Here is a 23,633-nt window from a genome sequence, read left to right as displayed (position 1 = left end):
TTTTTATGTGTTTAAATTATTGATCTGCCCTTTTAACTCTTCCATTGATTGTTGTAACTGTCGTAATAAGTTACTTTCAGCAGGATCATCAATACCAAACGTGAGCTTACTATTAACTAGCCATAACTCCTGAACATCCCTAATCTGAACATCGATTGGAATATACTCAGGATTTAGCGAAATAAGCCGAACCTTATCAGGTGCATTTGGCACTTTTTGAAGTTTCTTAACAAGTACCGAATCATGTAAAACAACTATATATATTTTGCTATCTGTTGCTTCTGAAATACTTGGTACTGCTCTACCCAAAACCCACTCATTTGGACGAATATTAGGCAACATGCTATCTCCTTCAACTTGAAAGCCTCTATATGTTGCATTGCGATATTCAGGAAGCGGAATATTAAAAGCCGGAAGCGTCTCATACCATTCGGTGTCTTGGATATTATGAGGATATCCTGCCGCAGCCTTCTGATTTACCAAAACAATACTCTCATTCTCCTCCCTATCGAGGGTGATCACCTTCGGACTCACATCGCCTCCCTCAATATTCACTAATTTAGTATAACTCTCCCCAAAAAGCCATAGCGGATTAATTTGAAATTGCCGTAACAACTCCATTACAACTTTCCCAGATATCTTAGTTTTACCTCGTTCAATATCAGCTGTTGTGGCCCCAATATCCAGTAATTCGGCAAACGATTGCTGGGTGTGATGTAATTCTTCACGCACCTTCTTAAATCGACGTGCTTCTATTGACAGCGTATTTTCCATATCCAAATATAAGAAAAGTTGGAATATATCCAAATTTCCAGATGGAAATTTTCCTATATCAAGGAATTATTCCATATTTTTGTCCTAATTCCAAATCGAACTATGAATTTTGAACGTATAAAAGAAAAGCTGAATATCCTTGCAGACGCGGCAAAATACGATGTCTCCTGTTCCTCCAGCGGAAGTAAAAGAACCAATAAGAATAAAGGGCTTGGTGATATCAGCGGTATGGGCATTTGCCACACCTATACCGAAGATGGTCGATGTGTTTCTCTTCTGAAAATTTTACTCACTAATCACTGTATTTTTGATTGCGCCTACTGCGTTACTCGAAAAAGCAACGATATCAAAAGAGCTGCTTTTAAGGTACAAGAAGTAGTTGACCTCACCATTAATTTCTATCGTCGAAATTATATTGAAGGCCTATTTTTAAGTAGCGGAATCTTTAAAAGTGCAGATTACACCATGGAGCGTTTGGTTGCGGTCGCTAAAAAACTACGAGAGGAAGAAAACTTCAACGGGTATATTCACTTAAAATCCATTCCCGGAGCAAGTGACGAACTTATGCGGGAAGCGGGTCTCTACGCCGATAGGCTTTCGGTAAATATTGAAATACCTTCGGAAAAAGGCTTAAAACTATTAGCGCCAGAAAAGAACCGAGCCGATTTCATTAAACCGATGGAGAAAGTTCGTAACGAGATCATTCAGTATAAAAACGAAAAAAAACTTATTAAAAGCACACCAATCTATGCGCCAGCGGGCCAAAGTACCCAAATGATCGTAGGCGCTAGCGGAGAAACTGATGCAGAGATCATGTACACTTCTGCTTATTTTTACAAAAAATTCAATTTGAAACGAGTCTATTATTCCGGCTATATCCCAATTAGCCATGACACACGTTTACCTGGCATTGGCACAGAAGTACCCGTTTTACGTGAAAATAGATTATACCAAACCGATTGGCTGCTTCGTTTTTACGGCTTTGACATTCGAGAGTTACTCAATAAAGAAAACCCTAATCTTGACGCCGATATTGATCCGAAATTAAGCTGGGCATTGCGAAATTTGGAACATTTTCCTATTGACATCAATCGAGCAGATAAACGCATGTTGGTCCGAATTCCGGGAATTGGCATGAAGAGCGTTTCAAAAATAATTCAAGCAAGACGTTTTCGAAAATTAAATTGGGAACACCTTAAAGCCTTCGGTATCGCTTTAAATAGAGCCAAATACTTTATAGTTTGTGACTCACGAAATTTTGAAAGTAAGGACCGCTCTGCAGCGCAAATTAAAGGACTCATTCTGCAGGAATCGAACAGCAAATTTAGAGGCACTTATTCAAACCAATTAAATCTGTTTTCAAACCAACAGCTTCCCGTTGTTTCATGAGATCGATATTAGTATATGACAACACCTTCGAAGGTTTTTTGAGCTGCGTTTTTCACGTGTATGAACATCACTTGAAAGAGGTAAGCATTCAGAGGATGGATATAGCAACGAATAATTTCTTTGATACTTCAGAAATGATCATGTCTGAAGAAAAAAAAGCAACACGGGTTTGGAAAGGCTTATCCCGTTACGCTTCTTCGGAAATAAAAAGCAATCTCTTCAAAGCTTTTCTAAGCGAAATACCAACTATAGAGGATACATTGCTTTATTATATTCGGCTCTTAATTTCTTCAGAAGGAAAAATGGCTAAAAATTATAGTGATCCGAAGATCCTTGAGGTGGCTAAAGTGGTAAAAATGGTTCGAAGAGAAAAACACAGAATGGATGCTTTTGTGCGTTTTCGGCTCACAAAAGATGAGATCTATCTAGCCACTATTGAACCCGACTTTAATGTACTTCCCTTAAATGCTAAGCATTTTAAAGACAGATATGCCGATCAAAAATGGCTTATCTACGATCTAAAAAGAAACTATGGAATCTATTATGATCTCACTTGCATAGAAACGGTAATTATAGAATTAAACAAAAATATCAATACAACCAAAATGGCAGCCTTGTACTTTACCCCCGAAGAGGAACAGTATCAAAACCTATGGCAAAATTACTTTAACAGCACCACAATCGCTTCCAGAAAGAATTTAAAGCTTCATATGCGCCACGTACCAAAGCGTTACTGGAAATATCTTAGTGAAAAAGCGCCTCGATAAAAAAATTATGTTAATTTTATCCCGTATAATTTAAAACCATCAAACAAATGAAAAAAGTAATCACAACTTTAGCCGCTTTGGCGCTTGTACTTTCTGTTGCTTCATGTAGAGAAACAGTAGACAAAGCTCAAGAAGCAGCTGATAATGCTGGAGACGCTATTGAAAATGCTGCAGATTCTGCTGCTGATGCTGCTGAAGATGCAGTTGACGCTACCGGAGATGCTATGAATGAAGCAGGCGATGCAATTGAAAACGCTGCGGACGCAACTGGAGATGCAATCGAAAATGCTGCAGAAAAAGTAGAAGATGAAATCGAAGGAAACGACGATAACTAATTAACTTGTTCTTGACAAGAAGCCTCATTGACGATGTCAATGAGGCTTTTTTATGCCCATAAATTGTCAATTCTTCCCTCCAAACATTTAAAACCCGTACATTTTGCTTTAATTATGTCAAAATACACTTCCTCCTTATAGAATGAATAGTATCTATTCCGATCTAATTTTGATCTACACGTGTATTTCAACCTTAAAACAATACCTTCTACCATCTAATTGAATGATTTCCTGTTATTTAATCTAAAGAAAACGTACCTTAGGTTCAAAATTGATGCTGTATGTCAAAATTAGTGTCGTTAGGCTATAAAAAGCTACTCGGTGTTGAAAAGGATCGACTCATTATTTATATAGTACTGTACAGTATCGTAGGTTTTACTATGAATGCTATAGGAGCTAATCTAGAAATTGCGAAATTCACCCATTGGTGGCAAGTAATTAGTTGTTATCTCCTTTATATGATTCCTGTTTCACTATTGCTTAGAAATTATTCGTTTTTTAATCAATATTGTTATGGGCTTTTAGCAATGGGATTATTAGAATTTGGGGGTTATGCCCTACAGACCTCGTACGTATTCCCTGACAATATTTTAGTGCAATTATTTGGTCCGTATACCTTCGCTTTGACCATGACATTATTCTTCGCTTTTTACTTCCCACTAGGTAATTTAGCGGTGGAAAAAATACACGTTATTAGGTCAAAATCAACGAAATAACCGACAAAAGTACCATTAATAAAGATGAAATGCACTATGTGTTTTTATGAAAGTTCAGTGTAATTTAGCCCCATAATTAACACAAAAACTTATCCTCATGAAAAAATTTATGTTTATTTTCGCCTTAGTGGGTTTGGTAATGACTGCAAGTTGTACACCTGAAGCCCTTACAAATGATGAAGTCCAAATTGACAAAAAAGACTACGTACCGCCACCAAACGGATAGAAAAAAGAAATATCTTATAGGGGTGTTGATATCTATTGTTTTGGTAACAACACCCTTTCTATTTTACATATACCGCATCGCTCCAACTGAAGGAAGCGAGTGGGATACTATATTTGGAAAGATTACTGCGGGAAGCTTTCAAAATGTCTCTTACTATTTACATTCTCTTTTCACAAAAATGACTTTTGTGATCCTTACCGGTATATGGTTCCTTACCTCCAGTAATTGGTGGAAATACGCTATTCTAGTGCCTTTTACCATGTTTTTATTTCAACTCTCTGGCGTTATCAACTACAAGATCCAGTATATTGATGAATACGATTTTTGGTATTCTTTGCCCGTCATACTTCCTATCCTATTTTTCCTTATCTATATCTCGTTACGTATCGGAAGAAGAGGCAAAAATGAAGTCGATCTTAAAAAAGAAGTTGACGAAGAAATCAAGCAAATTTGGAGCGACGATTTGTAGTATTTGCCTCACCCCTAATTATTTTTCGTTTTTCTGAAAATTTATCGCAAAAAGTTCTTTGCGGTTTTTACAAATGTTATAAATTTGCCAACCGCTTCGAAAACGAAGTACGTTCATTAAAATCGCGAAAATAGCTCAGCTGGTAGAGCGCCACCTTGCCAAGGTGGAGGTCGCGGGTTCGAATCCCGTTTTTCGCTCATTGATCTACCCGACTATAGTTTTAGTCGAAGTGATGCTGAAGTGGTGGAATTGGTAGACACGTTGGACTTAAAATCCAATGTCCATTAGGACGTACGGGTTCAAGTCCCGTCTTCAGTACAAATGAGAAAAAGCCGTATCGTAAGATGCGGCTTTTTTGTTTTCCGGAAACCGCGAAACTTTAGTTTCGGGAGGTTGGAGGAAAACAAAAAAGCAAGCTGCAGAGCAGCAAAGGCTTTTTCTCTCAACATGTTGATATAGGACTCGCGAGTGCAAACGAGCAATTCCCGTCAATGTGTAATCTCATAAAAAAGCAAGCTGCAGAGCAGCATAGGCTTTTTCTCTCAACATGTTGATATAGGACTCGCGAGTGCAAACGAGCAATTCCCGTCAATGTGTAATCTCATAAAAAAGCAAGCTGCAGCGCAGCGAAAGCTTTTTCTCTCAACATGTTGATATAGGACTCGCGAGTGCAAACGAGCAATTCCCGTTAATGTGTAATCTCATAAAAAAGTAAGCTGCAGAGCAGCATAGGCTTTTTCTCTCAACATGTTGATATAGGACTCGCGAGTGCAAACGAGCAATTCCCGTCAATGTGTAATCTCATAAAAAAGCAAGCTGCAGAGCAGCGAAGGCTTTTTCTCTCAACATGTTGATATAGGACTCGCGAGTGCAAACGAGCAATTCCCGTTAATGTGTAATCTCATAAAAAAGCAAGCTGCAGAGCAGCGAAGGCTTTTTCTCTCAACATGTTGATATAGGACTCGCGAGTGTGATGATTAATGAGTGAATCAATGATTGAATTAATGATTGAGCATTCCATTTTCACCGTTCACTTCGCAACGCTCACTGCATGCGTTAGGGGTTGCAGTGGAAATCCTGCAAAGCAGATTGAAACGGAAGACCCGGCACGCTGCATAGCGGGCAACGCCCAAAAACTACTTCTTAAATTTAATTGATGCTTTCCGTTGTAGCATCCGCTTGATCTCATTAAGCTTCATAAGAGCCTCTACAGGCGTTAATGTGTCAATATCGATATCTAGGATCTCGTCGCGCAATTCTTCGAGCAGAGGATCGTCTAACTTAAAAAAACTCAATTGCATTTCATCTTTAGAAATCGCTTTCATTTCTTCGGAAAGCTCTTCAGAAGAATGACTTTTTTCAAGTCGTTTTAAAATTTTATTCGCGCGATTTAAAACCGCTTGTGGCATTCCGGCCATTTTTGCGACGTGAATTCCAAAACTGTGATGTGAACCACCCGGAACCAATTTTCGCAGAAACAGAACATCATCCTTAAGCTCTTTAACCGAAACGTTGTAATTTTTAATTCGCGGAAAAGTTTCAGTCATTTCATTGATCTCGTGGTAATGCGTCGCAAAGAGGGTCTTTGCGCGGCTTGGATGTTCATGTAAATACTCGCTGATTGCCCAAGCAATTGAAATACCATCGTATGTACTAGTACCTCGTCCAATTTCATCGAGAAGCACTAATGAACGCTCTGAAATATTATTTAAAATACTTGCGGTCTCGTTCATTTCAACCATAAACGTAGATTCACCCATGGAAATATTGTCGCTCGCACCAACCCGTGTAAATATTTTGTCTACAACACCCATCCGAACTGCTTTAGCAGGCACAAAGCTTCCCATTTGCGCCAATAAAACAATTAAGGCCGTTTGCCTTAAAATAGCACTTTTACCACTCATATTGGGCCCTGTGATCATGATCAGTTGCTGGTTATCACGATCTAAAAATACATCGTTGGCTATAAAAGGATAATCGGGCGGTAACTGAGCTTCGATCACCGGATGCCGACCTTCTTTTATGTCCAGATCGGTGGTTTCATCAAAGAGGGGTCTCGTATAATTGGCGGCTTTGGCATGACTCGCAAAAGAGCAAAGACAATCCAATTCGGCGATCAGCGCAGCATTATGCTGTACCACACCAATAAACGGAAGCATCCAAGAAACCAGCTTATTGTAAATCTCGTGTTCTAAGGCTGAAATCTTTTCTTCGGCACCCAGGATCTTGGCTTCGTATTCTTTTAACTCTTCTGTAATATAACGCTCTGCATTAACGAGTGTTTGCTTTCTGATCCATTCTTCTGGGACCTTGTCTTTGTGGGTGTTTCGGACTTCAATATAATAACCAAATACATTGTTTGACGCGATCTTTAACGAGCTGATCCCGGTACGTTCGGTTTCCCGCTTAAGCATCGCTTCAAGATATTGTTTGCCTCCTGTTGAAATGGCTCGTAACTCATCTAAGTCTTCATTAAAACCTGAGGCAATAGCATTTCCTTTTATAATATTGACTGGCGCTTCTTCATTTAAGGTTTCTTGGATCTTTTCCCGGAGACTTTCGCAATTATTGAGTTGTTCACCAATACGTTTTAAAGAAGCATTACCAGATGCTAATGCTTGTGCTTTGACCGGAATAATAGCAGCCAACGAATTTTTTAATTGTATCACCTCCCGTGGATGGATCTTTGCCGTAGCCACTTTGGAAATGAGCCGTTCCAGATCGCCAATACGTTTAATATGCTGTTGCACCGTGTCTAAAACTTTTGGATGATCCAATAAATGACTCACCACTTCATGTCTTTGGGTAATGGCCGACACATCTTTAAGCGGTAATGCCATCCATCGTTTTAAAAGACGTCCGCCCATAGGCGATATCGTTTTATCGATCACATCGAGCAGAGTTACCGCATTTTGTTGCTGTGAATGATAAAGCTCTAAATTCCGGATGGTAAATCGGTCCATCCAAACATAGGCATCTTCGGCGATCCTTGAAATTTTTGTGATATGTTGAAGCTTGTGATGTTGGGTTTCCCCTAAATAATGCAGGGCCGCACTACTAGCAATCACACCGGCTTCAAGATGATCAACACCAAATCCTTTTAAATTTTTAGTTCCGAAGTGTTTCTGAAGGGTCTCTTGCGCATAATCTGTTTGGAACACCCAATCTTCAAGGTGAAAGACGTGATAATTATCTCCAAACGTCTCCGTAAAAACCTTGCGTTTTTGTTTGCTAAAAAGTACTTCGGAAGGGTTGAAATTCTGTAATAATTTATCAATATATTCCGCAGAACCTTCCGCAGTCAAGAATTCACCAGTTGAAACATCGAGAAAGGATACTCCAATACCTTTATGATGAAAATGAACTGCCGCCAAAAAATTGTTGGAATTTGATTGCAAAATATCATCATTGAGAGCCACACCTGGTGTCACCAACTCGGTCACCCCTCGTTTTACGATGGTCTTGGTTAACTTTGGATCTTCCAATTGATCACAAATAGCCACACGACATCCCGCCATGACCAATTTCGGTAAATAGGTATTCAAGGAATGATGCGGAAATCCCGCAAGCTCTGTCTGCTCTCCCCCATTATTCCGCGCCGTAAGCGTGATATTTAAGATCTTGGAAGCACGAACTGCATCTTCACTAAAGGTTTCGTAAAAATCACCCACCCGGAATAACAACAATGCATCCGGATACTTTGCCTTGATGCTGTTATATTGCTTCATTAAAGGGGTCACTTTTTTTGCCATAGTAAGATCCGGTACAACGGATTTCTTTTTAAGTTTCAATATATTTGTGACTAGTAAAAATACAGAAAATGCCTCTTTTTAAGCCATCGCAGCTTCCCTAAGTTGTTGCCTTTTATCAACAATTTTCTATAATGAGCGCATGCTCCTTCCGAAGAAAAGAAAAACAAAGCTCACAAAAAATATCTTCGCAAAAAGCTAGTACCTTTGCACTATGAAGCACCGAAAGATCAAAAATAGTGAACTTGACCGAAAAGATATTGATGGTTTTAAAGCAGCCGCTAAAACCCCACTTATCATTATTTTAGACAATATTCGGAGTTTGAATAATATTGGTTCGGTTTTTAGGACGGCTGATGCTTTTCTTGTGGAAAAGATCTATCTCTGCGGCATTACAGCCCAACCACCGCACAAAGACATTCAGAAAACAGCTTTGGGAGCCACAGAGAGTGTTTCATGGGAATACACGGAAGACACACTCGAACTATTATTAGCATTAAAAAATGATGACGTTACAATCATTGCTATCGAACAAGCTGCAGATGCTGTTATGTTAGATGCGTTTAAACCCGAGCCCAATAAGAAATATGCTATTATTTTCGGCAACGAAGTAAAAGGCGTGCAACAGTCTGTTGTTTCAGCCAGTGATGTAGTGCTCGAAATTCCGCAGTACGGCACAAAACACTCCTTAAACATCAGTGTAAGTACTGGGATTGTTGTTTGGGATTTTTTTAGCAAATTAGAAATCAAGCCTTAAGATCTCCATGGGATCTTCAACGTCATTTAATAAACGAGCTAAAGTTTCTGTGTTGGTGTTGCTGAAAAACTGAAGTTTTGGCACAGTGATTTCTTTCCGAAGTAAATCTCTTTCTTCTAAGATCCATTTGGTTTGTTTGGCTACTGCCGTGCCTGAATCAATGATTTTTACATAATCTGGCAACAACTGGCGCAGTTGTGGAATAATATAGGGGTAATGGCTACATCCCAGAACGAGATAATCAACCTTTGCCTCAAGCATAGGACCAATATAACGCTTTAACAACCTCAATAATTCGGGGCTATCAAGTTTTCCTGCTTCGATCAAAGGTACCAGTCCTTCGCCAATAATCTCTACCAACTGAATTTCCTTTGTTAATGCAGCGGCTGTTTTATGAAACAATTCACTTCCCAATGTTCCTTTAGTTGCTAGAATACCAATAGCCTTAGAGTTGGTTTTTAAAGCAGCTGGTTTTATTGCGGGTTCAATACCAATAAAAGGAATGCTATACTTCTTCCGAAGTAAGTCAATTGCATTGGTTGTAGCAGTATTACAAGCTACTACAATGATCTTACAGCCCATTTCGATAAGCTTTTCGGTATTTTTAAAGCTTAGTGCAATAATTTCTTCGGAAGTTCTATTTCCGTAGGGTGCATTTGCACTATCAGCAAGATAAATGGTATGCTCATTAGGCAGTAAGTAATGCACTTCCTTCCATATAGAAGAGCCTCCTACGCCAGAATCAAAAAAGCCTATTGGTTGGTTTGCCATCATCATTGTAAAAGTAACTCAAACTTTCGGTTTCTTGAAATTGCCGCATAAAAAAACGACCTACAAATGCAGGTCGTTTTTATTCTATTGAACGGGTCGTATTAGATTCCCAATTGCTTCTTTACGTCTGGTAAAAGATCTTTTCCGTCGGCTAATAAAACACCACCTCCGGTTGAAGAATCTAAGACATACTGAAACCCTTGCGCTCTTGCAACAGTTTGAATAGCCTGACGCGCCTTTTCAAGGATAGGCTTTAAGATATCAACTTCTTTTTGCTGAAGGTCTTGTAAAGCTTGATTTCGGTATGCACCAATATTATTTTGCATTCCCTGTACCTCTTCCATACGCGAGCGATTCACCTCATCGGTTTTTGTGCTTGCTTCGGCATCGTACTGCTTCATTTTTGTTTCAAGCTCTCTTCCCATTGCCTTGATCTCTGTGTCATAGGTCTTTTTAAGCTTCTCTAACTGGCTCTGAGCTGCTTTCATTTCTGGCATAGCTTCTACTAAGGCTCCAGTTTCAATATGCGCAACCTTAGATTGTGCGTTCATAAAGCTGGTTGCTCCAACAAATAGCACTAGGGCTACGAATAATGATTTAAAATTTCTCATTGTAATTGTGTTTAATTTAAGTGTTATGTTATTTGTCTTTTTTTAAATGTTTTGTCCGCCGTCACCATCGTCCCCGCCATTTTCTGGCGGTGTATTTTGACCGCCATTTCTGGCGTTCATAATAGAATCTTTTCTCTCTTGTCGCTCTCTCAATAAACGTTCTCTACGCTCATCAAATTCTTTCTTTTTAGCTGCTCGAATGGAGTCACGTACTTTTTGACGATCGGCCATCATTTGCTCACGCTCATTCTTTTTAGCTTCAACAGCTTCTTCTCTTTCGCTTACAGCTCCTTCTTCTTCGACACTTAGAGCATCTCTTGTTTCAACAGCTTGCTTTTCACGTTTTGTTGTTACTTCTTTTCTTTTAGCGGCTCTATTTATGCTTCTCAATACGGTTTCGCTAATATCATTTCTTTCCGCAGCAAACAACATCACTACATCGGCAGATTTGTCAAAAATAAAATCGTATTTTTTATTAACTGCAATTTCCTGTACAATATTAAAAACCTGATCTTGAATAGGCTGAACCAATTGGCGTCTTTGAATAATAAGATCACCATTTGGACCAAAACGATCTTGTTGATATTTGATCATTTCATCTTCTTTGATCTTGATCTCCTCTTCGCGTTCTTCAATAAGCTCTTTAGTGAGTAATACACGTTCGTTACTTAAATTTAATTTCATAAGATCGATCTCTTTCTGATCTTTTGAAATATCTGTTTTCCAACGTTGCACTTTTCCTTCTAACTGAATAGTTGCTTCCTTATATTCTGGTACATTTTCAAGGATATACTCCATGTCTATGTAACCGATGCGAACGCCCCTTTGAGCATTTGCCGTCAAGCCAAAGCCTAACAAAACAAGTGCAACTGCAATTAATTTCTTAGTATTCATCATAGATTAGTTGTTGATTAGAAAATATCGTGCCAAAGTTAAAATTGTTGTCCAATAATGAAATGAGTTTCCAGTCCATTTGGCTGTGTACCACCCAATACTGGATCGAAACCATACCCGAAATCAATTCCTAACAACCCAAAGGCAGGCATAAATATACGTAATCCTACGCCAGCAGATCGTTTCAAATCAAACGGATTATAGTCACTAAAACCATCATATGCCCCACCACCTTCAACAAAACCAAGCACATAAATAGATGCTAATTGTTTCAAAGTTACGGGATATCTTAATTCTAACGAAAATTTATTGAAAATGGTATTTCCATCTGTCCCAGAAAGTGACTGATCTGCATAACCACGTAATTGAACTACTTCTCTTCCGTCAAGACTAAAAGATCCTAAGCCACTCCCTCCAACAAAGAAACGCTCAAATGGCGGGATACCTCTATCATTATTATAAGCACCTAAGTACCCAAATTCTGTATTCGTACGCAACACTAATTTGTCAACTAGACGTGTATACCAGGTTCCTTTGAATTTGATCTTGTAATATTCTAACCAATCAAAGCGCTCTTGGTCAATTTGTCCAATACGTTCATTCGCAGCAGTAACAAAATCAGAATCATCGTTAATGGCTAAAGCGCCAATAATATCATTACGCTCATCACTGAGGTCTTTATATTTATCTTTTTCGCCAAATGCCGAATATGGTAGCGTCATTTTAGCGGTTAAACTAAAATCTGAACCAGACATGGGATAGATTGGGTTGGTAGCCGTGTTGTTTCGGCTTATTCCGAAGGTATACGCCAAGTTGTTCGAATATCCATCTCCAAACGTAAATAAAGGAGTATTATAATTCTTTAAGTTATAATGCTGAAAACTAACCGCCTGTGAGAGTACAAAGTAATCATCTGGCCATTGTAATTTTTTTGCAATTCCAACAGATCCACCAGTAATTAAGAATCGTCTGTCACGATCGGCTTCCCTCTGTTGAAAATCGTAAAAGTACTGTACGGTATGCGAGAAAGATGTACTCAACTGAACAGGCTTTTTACCACCGAGCCATGGTTCAACTAACGACAGACTGTAGGTTTGATAAAAACTACTTGCTTGCGCTCGTAACGATAGCTTTTGTCCATCACCCATAGGTAACGGCTTATAAGCATCTTTATTAAATATATTTTGCAATGAGAAGTTGTTGAAAGACAAACCAAGTGTCCCTACGAATCCTCCGCCACCATAACCTCCTTGCAATTCAATCTGGCTAGATCCTTTTTCAACTACAGAATACTCCATGTCTAAAGTACCGTTATTTGGATCTACATTTTTAAAGTTTGGTGATAATTGTTCAGGATCAAAATAGCCCAATTGTCCTAGTTCACGTATGGTACGAACCACGTCACGCTTACTGTATTTCTGTCCTGGTCGCGTACGCAGCTCACGATAGATCACGTGATCATTTGTCTTGGTGTTACCTACTACAGTAACATGGTCAAAATAGGCTTCTTTTCCTTCGATGATACGAATTTCAAAATCGATTGTATCTTGTCTTACTGCTACCTCAACAGGGTTAATTCTTGAGAATAGGTAACCGCTATTTTGGTATAGGTTTGTAATATCAATCGCTTCTGGGTCTCCAGCATCTTCAATTCGTTCTTGCAGCAAGACACCATTATAGGTGTCTCCTTTTTTAATGCCTATAATTCGGCGGAGCTGTTGGTCTGTAAAGACACTATTTCCAATGAAACGAATATCACCAAAATAGTATTTTCTACCTTCTTCAATGGTCATTGCAAGTGCAATGTTCTTTTTATCCTTAACGATAAGCGTATCACTTATTATACGCGCATCTCTAAACCCATTTGTCTTGTATTTGGTTATAATAGACGTCTTATCCTCTTGAAATCCGCTTTCGGTATATTTAGATCGTTTAAAAATACGCAAGGGAAATTTTCGCTTGGTCTTTTTCATTGTCTTACGAAGCTTAGCATCAGTAAGTTCGCTATTTCCTTCAAAATCGATATCCGAAACTTTAACTCGCACCCCTTTATCGATAAGGATCTTCATATCTCTGCTTACCTCTTGTCCGGTAGTATCGACAACAGGTGTTGTAGAAAAAATTACATTCGTATTTAAAAAACCAAGATCTCTATACTTAGTAGTGATAGCGTTCTTGGTAGTAGTAATTAGGTTTTTGGTAATTTTTGTACCAGGCTTAAGACCATTATCCTTGATAATTTCTTTGGTCTTTCCTTTCCGGATTCCCTCAATGGTTACCTTGTTTAACTTTGGAAGTTCTACAATGTATAATTCTAAATCAACTTCGTCACCCTCAATATTGGTCACATAAAAAGCGATATCACTAAAAAGCTTTTGCTCCCACAACTTTTTAGTAACGGCACTAAGCTTTTCCCCTGGAATATAGATGCGGTCTCCTTTTTTAAGACCTGTAAAGGCAATCACGGTTTGCTCATTAAAACTTTGAGCCCCGGTGACTTCAATTTTATTAATGGTATACTTTTTACCTCCGTCCAAGTCCTTTTGCTGGGCAGATATTGTAAAAACGGAAAGCATTGTGAAAATTATCGCACAATACAGCTTTTTATAAGTAGGCAATGTTGAATTATTTTTTGAGTTGTTCACTAGTCTTTCCAAATCTTCTTTCTCTATTTTGATAATTTAATATTGCTTCAAAAAGATGGTTTTTAGTATAATCTGGCCAAAGTGTTTCTGTAAAATACAGTTCAGCGTACGCTATTTGCCAAAGCAAAAAATTGCTAATACGCTGTTCACCACTGGTGCGTATCAGCAAATCTACGTCTGGTAAATTTCGCGTGTAAAGATGATTATTAATAACGTCTTCATCGATAAATTCGGGCGAAATTAGGTTATTTTTAACTTTAAGACTAATCTCTTTAATAGTTTTTACAATTTCTTCCCGAGAACCATAACTTAGGGCGAGCGTGAGCGTCATCCTAGTATTGGTCTTTGTCACTTCAATAACATCTAGTAATTCTTTATGCGCTCTTTTTGGCAAGGCATCTAAATTGCCAATCGCATTTAACTTGATATTATTTTTTTGAAGCGTATCGATCTCCTTTTTTAAAGAGGAAACTAACAATTTCATCAATAATTCTACCTCCATTCTTGGACGATTCCAATTTTCAGTAGAAAACGCATACAAGGTGAGATATGGAATATTAATTTCGGCGCATGCCTCAACAATTTCACGAACCGCTTTGGTGCCATTTTCATGACCCATAGATCGAAACAGACCTTTTTGCTTGGCCCAACGCCCGTTGCCATCCATAATAATAGCTAGGTGTTGCGGGAGTTTGTCTACATCTATCTGCGATTGTAATGTCATTGCATACTTCTTAATTGCTTTCTTTACTATTCCTGCATCTCTTAAAGCCGTGTTTATCTTTTTGCAACGTCACAAAGACGAGGCTTTTTTCTAAAAATTACAATAACACGGTTTTCTTCCGAAGGTAAAACTAACTGTTACGCCGGAAAACACGTACCAATCATCATTATTGCGATTTCCAAAACGCAAACTTTCTTCATTTTCTAGTCCTCCTACCGGAAAACTTCCGTCCAGATCATCGGTAAATGTATAGCGTGCACCTATCTCAAAGGCAAGTACTATCTTCCCACCAAGATTGGCTTTATACCCAAGCACCATTGGTATGGCTACAGATCCAGCTGAATCGTATTCGTCAATAATATTACTCGATCTTTTAAACAGGGCATTGTAACCAAAATAAGTTAAACCTGTATAAAGATACGGTGTTGAAACGGGTCTTCCGCTATAAACATTATAATCAAAAAAGGTGTATTCTATCCCTAATGAAACTTCGGTGATCGTATTTTCAAACGAATAACCTCGCTCTTGGCGTCGTGCTTCACTAGAATCATTGTCATCCCCACTTATAGAAGCAAACATTGCACTAAAACGAAAAGCGTGTCTTGAACTTCGATTCCATTTAAAAACACCTCCCAATGCGAGTTCATTAGGTGCAATATAGTTAGTTTTACCTACATCTCCTATATAGTTAGATCCACCAACAAACATACCTAATTCATAGGTCTGCGCTGAGGCCATATAAACAGATGACATTATGATAAACAGCGATGCGAAATACTTCATATACCTTAAAAGTTTGCAAATATAACAATTAACTTGGCTTCACCATGAGGTAAGCTCATTTGTCTAAGTTGATTAACAAAGTTTATGGTATTTTATTGCCTAGTTGCGTTTGTCTTCTCCCCACAAAAGTTTCTCTCGTAGGGTCTTTATAAAGCTATCATCTTCCAGTTGAACCATCTTTATAGTAAAGCTCGCCTTTTTAATGTGTAGTGTGGTACCATTGTCTAGAGTTGCAATTCGAGAATCTAATGAAACTAGAAAAGAAGTCTCTCGTCCGCTCACCTTTAAGGAGATCTCACTATTATCAGGTATGACCAATGGTCGCGCATTTAAATTATGCGGCGCAATAGGCGTAATAACAATACTATTGGTACTCGGGTCAATTACAGGACCCCCACAACTCAAAGAATATCCCGTAGAGCCAGTAGGTGTTGCAACAATAAGACCATCACTCCAATAAGAAGTTAGATATTTATCATTGACCATGGTTTCAACCTTGATCATTGAAGTAGTGTTTTTTCTATTGACAGCTACTTCATTTAAGGCAAAATTGAGCGTTTTCACTTCATTGTTATCTGGAGAAGTCTCTATAGTAAGCAAACTTCTTTCTGAAATGCGAAAGGACCCGTTTAAGATAGCATTAATACTTTGAGTAATATCTTCTTTCTGAATAGTTGCCAAAAATCCCAAGCGACCTGTATTGATCCCTACAATAGGAATATCGAGATCGCGAACAAAGGTAACCGACTTTAAAATGGTTCCGTCACCACCAATACTAAAAAACAGATCATAACTATGATCAAGTTTAGTAAAAGTCTCTAAGTGCGCATATTGGGCAGCCCCTGTATGATTTTTTTGAAGAATCTTTAAAAAGTTTGCCTCAACAATGATCTCAGCATCCTTTGCTTGCAGTGCGTCGAGAATAAGCTGAATATATTTTTCAGAATCCTCATGATAAAACTGACCGTAAATACCAATTTTCATCTTCTTAAATGTTTAGGTATCTATCTAGGTACTCGGAGCGTTTTTTAAGATCGTCCAAAAATTTATCTTCATCATGATTTGACACCACATGATAGTCGTAACGTCGAAAGGTCTGCACAATGGCATTCATTCCTGTATGCCCTATTTTCACCGTGGCTTGCATAATGTTAGCGTCTATGTGAGATATAAATACACCCAATATCTTAGCGTCATTCGATTCAACGATCTGGCATATCTCACTAAAAGAATAATCGCGAACGCCTTTCTCAACTACGATGATACCTCCAGCTTCATTCAAAAAAGGAGTATGATTAAACAAACTCATAATATCACTGAGCTCATAATACCCTAAATAATGATTTTTGTCATCCAAAACTGGCATAATATTACTGCTGTGTAGCGCAAATGCCTCAAGAATATCCAACCAATTGGTGGTAGCACGCACAAAAAAAGGTTCTATAGCATACTGAAAATCTGAGAGCAACTTATCACTCTCAAAACAATGGGCATCGGTTTCAGAAACACAACCTTCATAAGCTCCTTCTTTCATTACAGGAATGTGCGAATAAGTAAGCATATTGAAAGCGCGTTGCACCTCTTTTATTCCCGAAGAAATATCAAAAGGCTTAATATCATTGATAATGTAGTTTTGGGTATCCACAGGTACAATTTTTATGCAAAATACTTAAATAATGAATCAAAACCGCGACGAAGCTTTGTATTTTTGTGCTTTATTCCAATCGTTATGACTAAACTAAGTGTTAATATCAATAAAATTGCAACCTTGCGAAATGCCCGAGGCGGAAATGTTCCTGATCTGTTGCAGGTAGCCCGAGATGTGGAGGCATTTGGCGGACAAGGAATTACTATTCACCCCAGACCCGATGAGCGCCATATTAGGTATCAAGACGCTTATGATCTAAAGGAAATAGTCACCACCGAATACAACATTGAAGGGAACCCTATCGATTCGTTTATGAAGATGGTTTTAGCCATTAAACCCACACAGGTCACCTTGGTTCCCGATTCGGTAGACGCTATCACTTCCAATGCTGGCTGGGATACTATTAAAAACCGGACTTTTCTTTCTGAAATTATTAGCGAATGTAGACGAAATGAGATAAGAACCTCCATTTTTGTTGATCCAGAATTACGTATGATCGAAGGGGCTTCGGAAGTAGGAACTGACCGTATAGAGCTTTACACCGAAACATTTGCACATCAATATGGCCTAGGCAACAAAAAAGCCATAAAACCTTATACCGAATGTGCTGTACTTGCCAATGAACTAGGATTAGGCGTAAATGCTGGTCATGATCTTTCACTTGAAAACATTCAGTTTTTTAAAGAAAATATTCCGCAGCTCCTTGAAGTTTCCATTGGTCACGCCCTGATCTGCGAAGCCATTTATCAAGGTCTGGAAAACGTAATCAAACAATATCGTAGTAAACTCGCATAATATGATCTTACACTCTCAAATAATAGGCGAAGGACAACCCTTTGTTATCCTCCACGGATTTTTGGGCATGAGCGACAACTGGAAAACGCTGGGTAGAAAATTCTCAGAAATAGGCTACCAAGTACACCTTATAGATCAACGTAATCACGGTCGTAGTTTTCACAGCACACAGTTTGATTACACAACCTTGGCCAACGACATCCAAGCCTATTGCGTACATCACAGACTCGATAAAATCATACTTCTAGGGCATTCTATGGGCGGGAAAACCGCCATGGAACTTGCAACACGCTATCCTCAGTTAGTGTCTAAACTCATAGTAGCAGATATTGCGCCTAAAGCATATCCGCAGCATCATCAGGATATACTAAAAGCTTTAGGCACTTTAGATTTCGACAAGATACACTCCCGTGATGAAGCCGATGAAGCCCTCGCAGTTTATATTCCAGATACAGGCACGCGTTTGTTTTTACTAAAAAACCTCTTCTGGAAACAAAAAGGAAAGCTAGGTTTACGTATGAATTTGCCTGTCCTTACTGAAAAGATTGGCGAAGTAGGAAAGGCACTTCCATTGGATGCAAAATATGACGGACCTACCTTATTTTTACGAGGCTCTAAATCTGGCTATATTGAAGATATGGATGAGATTTCCATTAAAAAACAGTTTCCGAAGGCAACTTTAAAAACAGTTTCTAAGGCCGGACATTGGCTTCATGCCGAAAATCCACTCGAATTTTACCATTATGTTAAGGATTTTTTATAGTATTGCAGAAGCGGTTTGTTATGCGTGCATAACAAACAAACAGGGAACTACGTGGAACCACGTAGATGCAACCGAATTATTCTTACTTTTACAGAAATTTAAAATTAACTTAACAAACTATTATGAAGAAAGTATTGCTTCTTGCTGTGTTTACATTAGCCACAGCAGTAATGTACGCCGGAGGATACCGTGTTAGTTTACAGGGTAACAAATCTTTGGCAATGGGACACACCGGTGTCGCTGTTGTTAACAGTGAATCGTTGTTTTTCAATCCAGCAGGTATAGTTTACCTAGAGAATAAACTCAGTATTTCTGGGGGAGCCTTTGGCGTATTCTCTAACGTAGCATATCAAAATGAAAGCACTGGCGTCTCGGCAAGAACCGACAGTCCAGTAGGAACACCCTTTTATGTATATGCGTCTTATCAAGCAACAGATTGGCTAGCCTTTGGTTTAGCGGCCTATACACCTTACGGAAGTTCGGTAGAATATGAAGATGATTGGGCTGGTTCACACTTAGTGAACAATATCGATTTAGCAGCTATCTATATCCAACCAACTGTTGCCATTAAAGTAAATGAGCACCTAAGTTTTGGTGGTGGCCCTATTTACGTAACTGGTTCTGTGAACTTTAATCGTAACCTTTCAAGAAGCTTAAGTGACCTTGACGGAAATCGCTCAGAAGTGACCATTGACGCAACAGGAATTAACGCCTGGGGTTTTACTGTAGGAACTATGTTTAAACCTACCGAAAACATTACCATTGGTGCTAATTATCGATCGGAGATAAAAATGAATGCTGAAGGCGGTGACGCTACCTTTGAAAACATTCCAGATTCTCCACTAACACCATTCCCAGACTCAACTGAATTTGACGCTACCTTGCCGTTACCAGCCGAAATGACCGTTGGTATTTCATATCAGTTTTGTGAAAAATGGTTATTCGCTTTTGACTACAACCGAGCTTTTTGGGATGTTTATGATTCCTTAGATATCGATTTTGCAGATGAAAGCATTCCAGATTCAAAAAACGCACGTAATTATAAAAATGCGTCTATTTATCGTTTTGGTCTTCAGTATGACGCAACAAAAATGTTCACGCTACGCGCTGGATACTACTTTGATGAGTCTCCTGTTCAATCGGGTTACTTTGCACCAGAAACTCCGCGTAATGACAGCAATGGATACACTGCCGGACTTACATTTAATGTGAGTGACAGCTTCCAGATCGATGCTTCTTTCCTTTATATACACTTTAAAGAAATCGATGCTTCCTACGATTACTACATTGAAAGTGGCCAGAGCGCTCCTTTTAGCGGAAAATACAAATCAAATGCGTTTGTGCCTGGTCTAGGTGTTACGTACAAAATGTAATTGAAAAAAATCAACACGATGAAAAATACAATTAAAATATTCGCGGGACTTATCGCCATTGGCTTGGTAAGTTGCGACCCAGAATTTGAAAATCCAGTAGATGAAAATGGATTTTATACTAGTGGTGATGCCAACCTAACTAATTACGTAGCCGTTGGTAACTCTTTAACTGCAGGATATGCTGATGGAGCCCTATATATCACTGGACAAGAAAATAGTTATCCTAACATCATGGCACAGCAATTTGCTTTGGCAGGAGGCGGTGAGTTTACACAGCCTTTGATGAATGATAATATAGGTGGTCTTCTTGCGGGCGGACAACAAGTTTTTCCTAACAGATTTGTGCTTTCTGCAGATGCTGATGGAAGTAACCCTAGCCCAGTTCGTTTAGAAGGAACTCCAACAACATCTGTTGAAAACAGTGCTGCTGGTCCTTTTAACAACATGGGAGTTCCAGGAGCTAAAGTTTTTCACTTAAATGCTAACGGATACGGTTCCTTAAACCCATGGTACGGACGTTTCCAAACTAGTCAGAGTGCTTCAGTTATTGAAGATGCAGCTTCCCTAAATCCAACCTTTTTCAGTCTTTGGATTGGTAACAACGATATCCTAGGATATGCGACCAACGGAGGTGATGGTGTTGACCAAACAGGTAATTTCGATCCGTCAACTTATGGACCAAACGATATTACTGATCCAAATGTATTCGCTGCAGCATATAGCGCTCAAGTAACTGCGCTTAGCGCTGGAGCTTCAGGCGGTGTATTGGTAAATATTCCAGATGTAACTTCTATTCCTTACTTTACAACGGTTCCTGCTAAATCTATTCCATTAGACGCAGCAACAGCTGGTGCGGTAAATGCACAGTTTGCTCAGTACAATGATGTGATCTTACCTACCTTAGTGACCTTTGGAGTTATTACACCGGAAGAAGCTGAGGCTAGAAAAATTAACTTTTCAGCTGGTGTAAACTTTCCAATTATGACAGACGATGATCTTACAGATGTAAGTTTAGTTTTACAAGGTCCGCCTGCAAATTTACCTCCAGCGTTGGCTAATTTATTAGGTCAATTGCGTCAGGCAAATGAAAGTGATTTGGTTGTTTTAACTGCTGCCTCTGTATTAGGGACACAACCAGACCCATCAAATCCTTTAGGTATAATTGGTGTTTCTATTCCATTAGAAGATCAATTTATTCTTACTGCAGTTGAGCAAGGTCGTGTAAGTGCGGCGGCTTCAGCATATAATGCAACAATTAGTGGTTTAGCGAGTGCTAACGGACTTGCTTTTGTTGATGCGCGTTCTGCCTTGGCAGATGTTGCAGCTAACGGTGTTAGCTACAATGGCGGCGTCTTAACGTCTACATTTGTAACTGGTGGTGCTTTTTCTTTAGATGGAGTACATCCAACAGCTCGAGGCTATGCATTTACTGCAAACCTCATCATAAAAGAACTCAACAGAACCTACGGAGCAACAATCCCTATGGTTGAAATAGGAAATTATCCTACAATTACCTTAGCGAATAACTAAGCGTAGCGTATTTCTAAAAATTAAAATCCGCTCCCATAGTTTGGGAGCGGATTTTTTTTATCTTTAAGGAAACTAAAAGCTTATGAATACAATTCTTAAAGTATTACTCACTGCCGTAGCCGTAGTCATTTTAGCAAAAATACTTCCTGGTGTAGCAGTAGATGGTTATGGTTCTGCCATCATTGTTGCTATTGTTTTAGGCTTATTGAGGCTCATTGTAAAACCTATTCTAGTTATACTTACGCTACCAGTAACTATCGTTACGCTCGGTTTATTTTTATTAATCGTGAATGCTATAATCATTCTGCTAGCAGATTATTTTATCGGTGGTTTTGCGGTAACTAACATTTGGTGGGCGCTTATTTTTAGTTTGCTACTTTCCCTATTGCAATCTATTCTCTTTTCACTTCTGAAAAAGGACAACTAAAACGTTAAAATCCCGTTCGTTAAATACTTGTTGTCTTACATAAAAAGTAGTACTTTTGCACCCGCCTTTCCGAAGAACGGAAAGCGACTATTTTCAGTACAGACGACATGAATATTACCAAAAAAGACATAGATGCATTGAATGCGGTAGTAACCGTAGAAATTTCAAAAGATGATTACGCAGATAAAGTAGCATCCATCTTAAACGACTATCGTAAAACTGCCAATATTCCAGGTTTTAGAAAAGGACATGTTCCCATGGGAATGGTCCAGAAACAATACGGAAAAGCAGTCTTATTGGAAGAAGTAAACAAATTACTTCAAGAGAATCTTCACAAATTCTTAACCGAAGAAAAATTAGACGTACTTGGGAACCCAATACCGAAGAATGAAAGCGCGATCGACTGGAATACAGACGATTTTACCTTCGAATTTGATCTAGGTATGGCTCCAGAATTTGAAGTGGACCTGAAGCCTAAAAAAGCAATCACTAGCTACAAAATTGTTGCTGATGAAGAAATGCTAAATAATCAGGTGAAAACAATTCGTAAGCAATACGGGAAATTGATCGCCAAAGACACCGTAGAAAAAGGAGACGAGATCACAGGAACGTTTACTTCAGAAGAAAAAGGAATTAATAAACAAACCACTATCTCTACTGAAGACATCAAAGGTAAAAAACAACTTGCCGCTCTTATAGGAGCTAAAGTTGGCGATGTTGTGACATTAAAGACCAAAGGACTTTTTAACGATGATCACGACAATCAAAAACACCTCGATGTGGCTCATGACGATGCGCACGGTTTAGATATCGAAGTGGCTTTTAAAATTGAAGAAGTGAATACGCGTGAAATGGCAGAGCTTGACCAAGAGTTGTTCGATAAGCTCTTCGGAAAAGACGTAGTTACTTCCGAAGCAGAACTCAAAGAAAAGATCAAGGAAGATGCCGAAGGTCAATTTGCGCAGCAAAGTGATCAGAAATTATTGAATGATATTGTAGAGTCACTAATTGAAAATACAAAGTTTGATCTTCCTAGTGAATTTTTAACACGATGGATCCAGGTTTCTTCGGAAGAACCAATCACCGAAGAAGCAGCCAAGACCGAATACGAACGCAGTGAAAAAGGTCTTCGTTATCAATTGATCGAAGGGAAATTGCGTGCAGAGCATAAACTACAAGTTACTTTTGACGAACTAAAGGACTATAGCAAAGGCATGATTCGTGCGCAAATGGCACAGTTTGGTCAAACCAACCCAAGTGATGAAGAGTTAGATACCATCGCAGCACGAATTTTATCTAACGAAGAAGAAGTAAAACGTATGAGTGAGCAATTGAACACCAATAAAATGCTCGACTTCTTTAAAGAAAACGTAAAACTTAAAACTAAAGAAGTTACCTACGAAAAATTCATCAAAGAGGCTTACGAGTAATTCCGTAAAAAAATAGGTATCTTTAGGGCGTTGGAATAGATATTTTAACGCCCTAAT

Annotated in this window: 23 protein-coding genes and 2 tRNA genes; 15 read left to right on the top strand and 10 right to left on the bottom strand. The window is 38.8% G+C overall.

What is annotated here, in order from left to right:
- Nucleotides 1–3: 3 nt before the first annotated feature.
- On the bottom strand, nucleotides 4–774 hold the full coding sequence (locus ACY2RU_RS16735; protein ID WP_490139629.1) for an XRE family transcriptional regulator: 771 nt from the start codon (nucleotides 772–774) through the stop codon (nucleotides 4–6).
- Nucleotides 775–876: 102 nt separating this feature from the next.
- Between ACY2RU_RS16735 and ACY2RU_RS16730 the strand changes: the two genes are divergently transcribed.
- From ACY2RU_RS16730 to ACY2RU_RS16695, 8 genes are all read left to right on the top strand, one after another.
- A complete protein-coding gene (locus ACY2RU_RS16730; RefSeq protein WP_490139628.1) occupies nucleotides 877–2,163 on the top strand; it encodes a putative DNA modification/repair radical SAM protein in 1,287 nt (428 codons plus the stop codon).
- A complete protein-coding gene (locus ACY2RU_RS16725) occupies nucleotides 2,160–2,930 on the top strand; it encodes a TIGR03915 family putative DNA repair protein (protein ID WP_490139627.1) in 771 nt (256 codons plus the stop codon). The genes ACY2RU_RS16730 and ACY2RU_RS16725 overlap by 4 nt, the downstream gene beginning before the upstream one ends.
- A 47-nt stretch (nucleotides 2,931–2,977) precedes the next feature.
- Nucleotides 2,978–3,265 (top strand): hypothetical protein, encoded by a 288-nt coding sequence (locus ACY2RU_RS16720; RefSeq protein ID WP_490139626.1) that lies wholly within the window; start codon nucleotides 2,978–2,980, stop codon nucleotides 3,263–3,265.
- Nucleotides 3,266–3,546: 281 nt separating this feature from the next.
- Nucleotides 3,547–3,981 (top strand): hypothetical protein, encoded by a 435-nt coding sequence (locus ACY2RU_RS16715; RefSeq protein WP_490139625.1) that lies wholly within the window; start codon nucleotides 3,547–3,549, stop codon nucleotides 3,979–3,981.
- 97 nt (nucleotides 3,982–4,078) lie between these two features.
- On the top strand, nucleotides 4,079–4,207 hold the full coding sequence (locus ACY2RU_RS16710) for a hypothetical protein (RefSeq protein WP_490139624.1): 129 nt from the start codon (nucleotides 4,079–4,081) through the stop codon (nucleotides 4,205–4,207).
- A 22-nt stretch (nucleotides 4,208–4,229) separates the two neighbouring features.
- Complete coding sequence (locus ACY2RU_RS16705; protein ID WP_490139623.1) at nucleotides 4,230–4,676, top strand: hypothetical protein; 447 nt, start codon at nucleotides 4,230–4,232, stop codon at nucleotides 4,674–4,676.
- Nucleotides 4,677–4,800: 124 nt separating this feature from the next.
- A tRNA-Gly gene (locus tag ACY2RU_RS16700) sits at nucleotides 4,801–4,873 on the top strand.
- Between the two features lie 37 nt (nucleotides 4,874–4,910).
- Nucleotides 4,911–4,994, top strand: a tRNA-Leu gene (locus tag ACY2RU_RS16695).
- 818 nt (nucleotides 4,995–5,812) lie between these two features.
- Here the strand turns inward: ACY2RU_RS16695 and mutS are convergent.
- The gene (gene mutS / locus ACY2RU_RS16690) at nucleotides 5,813–8,404 is read right to left on the bottom strand and encodes a DNA mismatch repair protein MutS (protein WP_490139622.1); all 2,592 of its coding nucleotides are present in this window, start codon (nucleotides 8,402–8,404) and stop codon (nucleotides 5,813–5,815) included.
- A gap of 235 nt (nucleotides 8,405–8,639) precedes the next feature.
- Between mutS and ACY2RU_RS16685 the strand changes: the two genes are divergently transcribed.
- Entirely contained in the window at nucleotides 8,640–9,182 is a 543-nt protein-coding gene (locus ACY2RU_RS16685) for an RNA methyltransferase (RefSeq protein ID WP_490139621.1), read from the top strand.
- Here the strand turns inward: ACY2RU_RS16685 and murI are convergent.
- From murI to ACY2RU_RS16645, 8 genes are all read right to left on the bottom strand, one after another.
- The gene (murI, locus tag ACY2RU_RS16680; protein WP_490139620.1) at nucleotides 9,165–9,956 is read right to left on the bottom strand and encodes a glutamate racemase; all 792 of its coding nucleotides are present in this window, start codon (nucleotides 9,954–9,956) and stop codon (nucleotides 9,165–9,167) included. The two genes, ACY2RU_RS16685 and murI, sit on opposite strands and share 18 nt — an antisense overlap.
- A gap of 98 nt (nucleotides 9,957–10,054) precedes the next feature.
- Nucleotides 10,055–10,564, bottom strand: a complete 510-nt coding sequence (locus ACY2RU_RS16675) for an OmpH/Skp family outer membrane protein (RefSeq protein WP_490139619.1) — start codon at nucleotides 10,562–10,564, stop codon at nucleotides 10,055–10,057.
- 42 nt (nucleotides 10,565–10,606) lie between these two features.
- Complete coding sequence (locus ACY2RU_RS16670) at nucleotides 10,607–11,461, bottom strand: OmpH/Skp family outer membrane protein (RefSeq protein ID WP_490139618.1); 855 nt, start codon at nucleotides 11,459–11,461, stop codon at nucleotides 10,607–10,609.
- A gap of 35 nt (nucleotides 11,462–11,496) precedes the next feature.
- Nucleotides 11,497–14,034 carry an outer membrane protein assembly factor BamA gene (gene bamA, locus ACY2RU_RS16665; RefSeq protein WP_490139617.1) on the bottom strand — a complete coding sequence of 846 codons (2,538 nt, stop codon included), beginning with the start codon at nucleotides 14,032–14,034 and terminating at the stop codon, nucleotides 11,497–11,499.
- Nucleotides 14,035–14,083: 49 nt separating this feature from the next.
- The gene (gene uppS, locus ACY2RU_RS16660; RefSeq protein ID WP_490139616.1) at nucleotides 14,084–14,827 is read right to left on the bottom strand and encodes an undecaprenyl pyrophosphate synthase; all 744 of its coding nucleotides are present in this window, start codon (nucleotides 14,825–14,827) and stop codon (nucleotides 14,084–14,086) included.
- Nucleotides 14,828–14,917: 90 nt separating this feature from the next.
- Entirely contained in the window at nucleotides 14,918–15,610 is a 693-nt protein-coding gene (gene porG / locus ACY2RU_RS16655) for a type IX secretion system protein PorG (protein WP_490139615.1), read from the bottom strand.
- Nucleotides 15,611–15,709: 99 nt separating this feature from the next.
- The gene (locus ACY2RU_RS16650) at nucleotides 15,710–16,594 is read right to left on the bottom strand and encodes an NAD kinase (protein ID WP_490139614.1); all 885 of its coding nucleotides are present in this window, start codon (nucleotides 16,592–16,594) and stop codon (nucleotides 15,710–15,712) included.
- A 4-nt stretch (nucleotides 16,595–16,598) separates the two neighbouring features.
- On the bottom strand, nucleotides 16,599–17,255 hold the full coding sequence (locus ACY2RU_RS16645; protein WP_490139613.1) for a CBS domain-containing protein: 657 nt from the start codon (nucleotides 17,253–17,255) through the stop codon (nucleotides 16,599–16,601).
- A gap of 84 nt (nucleotides 17,256–17,339) precedes the next feature.
- Between ACY2RU_RS16645 and ACY2RU_RS16640 the strand changes: the two genes are divergently transcribed.
- From ACY2RU_RS16640 to tig, 6 genes are all read left to right on the top strand, one after another.
- Entirely contained in the window at nucleotides 17,340–18,053 is a 714-nt protein-coding gene (locus ACY2RU_RS16640; protein WP_490139612.1) for a pyridoxine 5'-phosphate synthase, read from the top strand.
- A 1-nt stretch (nucleotide 18,054) separates the two neighbouring features.
- Entirely contained in the window at nucleotides 18,055–18,816 is a 762-nt protein-coding gene (locus ACY2RU_RS16635; protein WP_490139611.1) for an alpha/beta fold hydrolase, read from the top strand.
- A 122-nt stretch (nucleotides 18,817–18,938) separates the two neighbouring features.
- Nucleotides 18,939–20,189, top strand: coding sequence for an OmpP1/FadL family transporter (locus tag ACY2RU_RS16630; protein ID WP_490139610.1), 1,251 nt, complete (start codon nucleotides 18,939–18,941; stop codon nucleotides 20,187–20,189).
- Nucleotides 20,190–20,207: 18 nt separating this feature from the next.
- Nucleotides 20,208–21,719 carry an SGNH/GDSL hydrolase family protein gene (locus ACY2RU_RS16625; RefSeq protein WP_490139609.1) on the top strand — a complete coding sequence of 504 codons (1,512 nt, stop codon included), beginning with the start codon at nucleotides 20,208–20,210 and terminating at the stop codon, nucleotides 21,717–21,719.
- An 82-nt stretch (nucleotides 21,720–21,801) separates the two neighbouring features.
- Nucleotides 21,802–22,146 (top strand): phage holin family protein, encoded by a 345-nt coding sequence (locus ACY2RU_RS16620; protein ID WP_490139608.1) that lies wholly within the window; start codon nucleotides 21,802–21,804, stop codon nucleotides 22,144–22,146.
- Nucleotides 22,147–22,253: 107 nt separating this feature from the next.
- The gene (gene tig / locus ACY2RU_RS16615) at nucleotides 22,254–23,576 is read left to right on the top strand and encodes a trigger factor (protein ID WP_490139607.1); all 1,323 of its coding nucleotides are present in this window, start codon (nucleotides 22,254–22,256) and stop codon (nucleotides 23,574–23,576) included.
- Nucleotides 23,577–23,633 lie beyond the last annotated feature (57 nt).

This window comes from Ulvibacter sp. 2305UL32-6 (genome assembly GCF_058148545.1).
The sequence above is the reverse complement of the archived record's forward strand: the minus strand, read 5'-3'. Positions and strand labels throughout refer to the sequence as shown.

Bases quoted from the DNA above. Each gene is read 5' to 3' on its own strand.
- ACY2RU_RS16735 (WP_490139629.1), bottom strand. From the start codon at position 774: ATGGAAAATACGCTGTCAATAGAAGCACGTCGATTTAAGAAGGTGCGT.
- ACY2RU_RS16730 (WP_490139628.1), top strand. From the start codon at position 877: ATGAATTTTGAACGTATAAAAGAAAAGCTGAATATCCTTGCAGACGCG.
- ACY2RU_RS16725 (WP_490139627.1), top strand. From the start codon at position 2,160: ATGAGATCGATATTAGTATATGACAACACCTTCGAAGGTTTTTTGAGC.
- ACY2RU_RS16720 (WP_490139626.1), top strand. From the start codon at position 2,978: ATGAAAAAAGTAATCACAACTTTAGCCGCTTTGGCGCTTGTACTTTCT.
- ACY2RU_RS16715 (WP_490139625.1), top strand. From the start codon at position 3,547: ATGTCAAAATTAGTGTCGTTAGGCTATAAAAAGCTACTCGGTGTTGAA.
- ACY2RU_RS16710 (WP_490139624.1), top strand. From the start codon at position 4,079: ATGAAAAAATTTATGTTTATTTTCGCCTTAGTGGGTTTGGTAATGACT.
- mutS (WP_490139622.1), bottom strand. From the start codon at position 8,404: ATGAAGCAATATAACAGCATCAAGGCAAAGTATCCGGATGCATTGTTG.
- ACY2RU_RS16685 (WP_490139621.1), top strand. From the start codon at position 8,640: ATGAAGCACCGAAAGATCAAAAATAGTGAACTTGACCGAAAAGATATT.
- murI (WP_490139620.1), bottom strand. From the start codon at position 9,956: ATGATGGCAAACCAACCAATAGGCTTTTTTGATTCTGGCGTAGGAGGC.
- ACY2RU_RS16675 (WP_490139619.1), bottom strand. From the start codon at position 10,564: ATGAGAAATTTTAAATCATTATTCGTAGCCCTAGTGCTATTTGTTGGA.
- ACY2RU_RS16670 (WP_490139618.1), bottom strand. From the start codon at position 11,461: ATGATGAATACTAAGAAATTAATTGCAGTTGCACTTGTTTTGTTAGGC.
- bamA (WP_490139617.1), bottom strand. From the start codon at position 14,034: ATGCTTTCCGTTTTTACAATATCTGCCCAGCAAAAGGACTTGGACGGA.
- uppS (WP_490139616.1), bottom strand. From the start codon at position 14,827: ATGACATTACAATCGCAGATAGATGTAGACAAACTCCCGCAACACCTA.
- porG (WP_490139615.1), bottom strand. From the start codon at position 15,610: ATGAAGTATTTCGCATCGCTGTTTATCATAATGTCATCTGTTTATATG.
- ACY2RU_RS16650 (WP_490139614.1), bottom strand. From the start codon at position 16,594: ATGAAAATTGGTATTTACGGTCAGTTTTATCATGAGGATTCTGAAAAA.
- ACY2RU_RS16640 (WP_490139612.1), top strand. From the start codon at position 17,340: ATGACTAAACTAAGTGTTAATATCAATAAAATTGCAACCTTGCGAAAT.
- ACY2RU_RS16635 (WP_490139611.1), top strand. From the start codon at position 18,055: ATGATCTTACACTCTCAAATAATAGGCGAAGGACAACCCTTTGTTATC.
- ACY2RU_RS16630 (WP_490139610.1), top strand. From the start codon at position 18,939: ATGAAGAAAGTATTGCTTCTTGCTGTGTTTACATTAGCCACAGCAGTA.
- ACY2RU_RS16625 (WP_490139609.1), top strand. From the start codon at position 20,208: ATGAAAAATACAATTAAAATATTCGCGGGACTTATCGCCATTGGCTTG.
- ACY2RU_RS16620 (WP_490139608.1), top strand. From the start codon at position 21,802: ATGAATACAATTCTTAAAGTATTACTCACTGCCGTAGCCGTAGTCATT.
- tig (WP_490139607.1), top strand. From the start codon at position 22,254: ATGAATATTACCAAAAAAGACATAGATGCATTGAATGCGGTAGTAACC.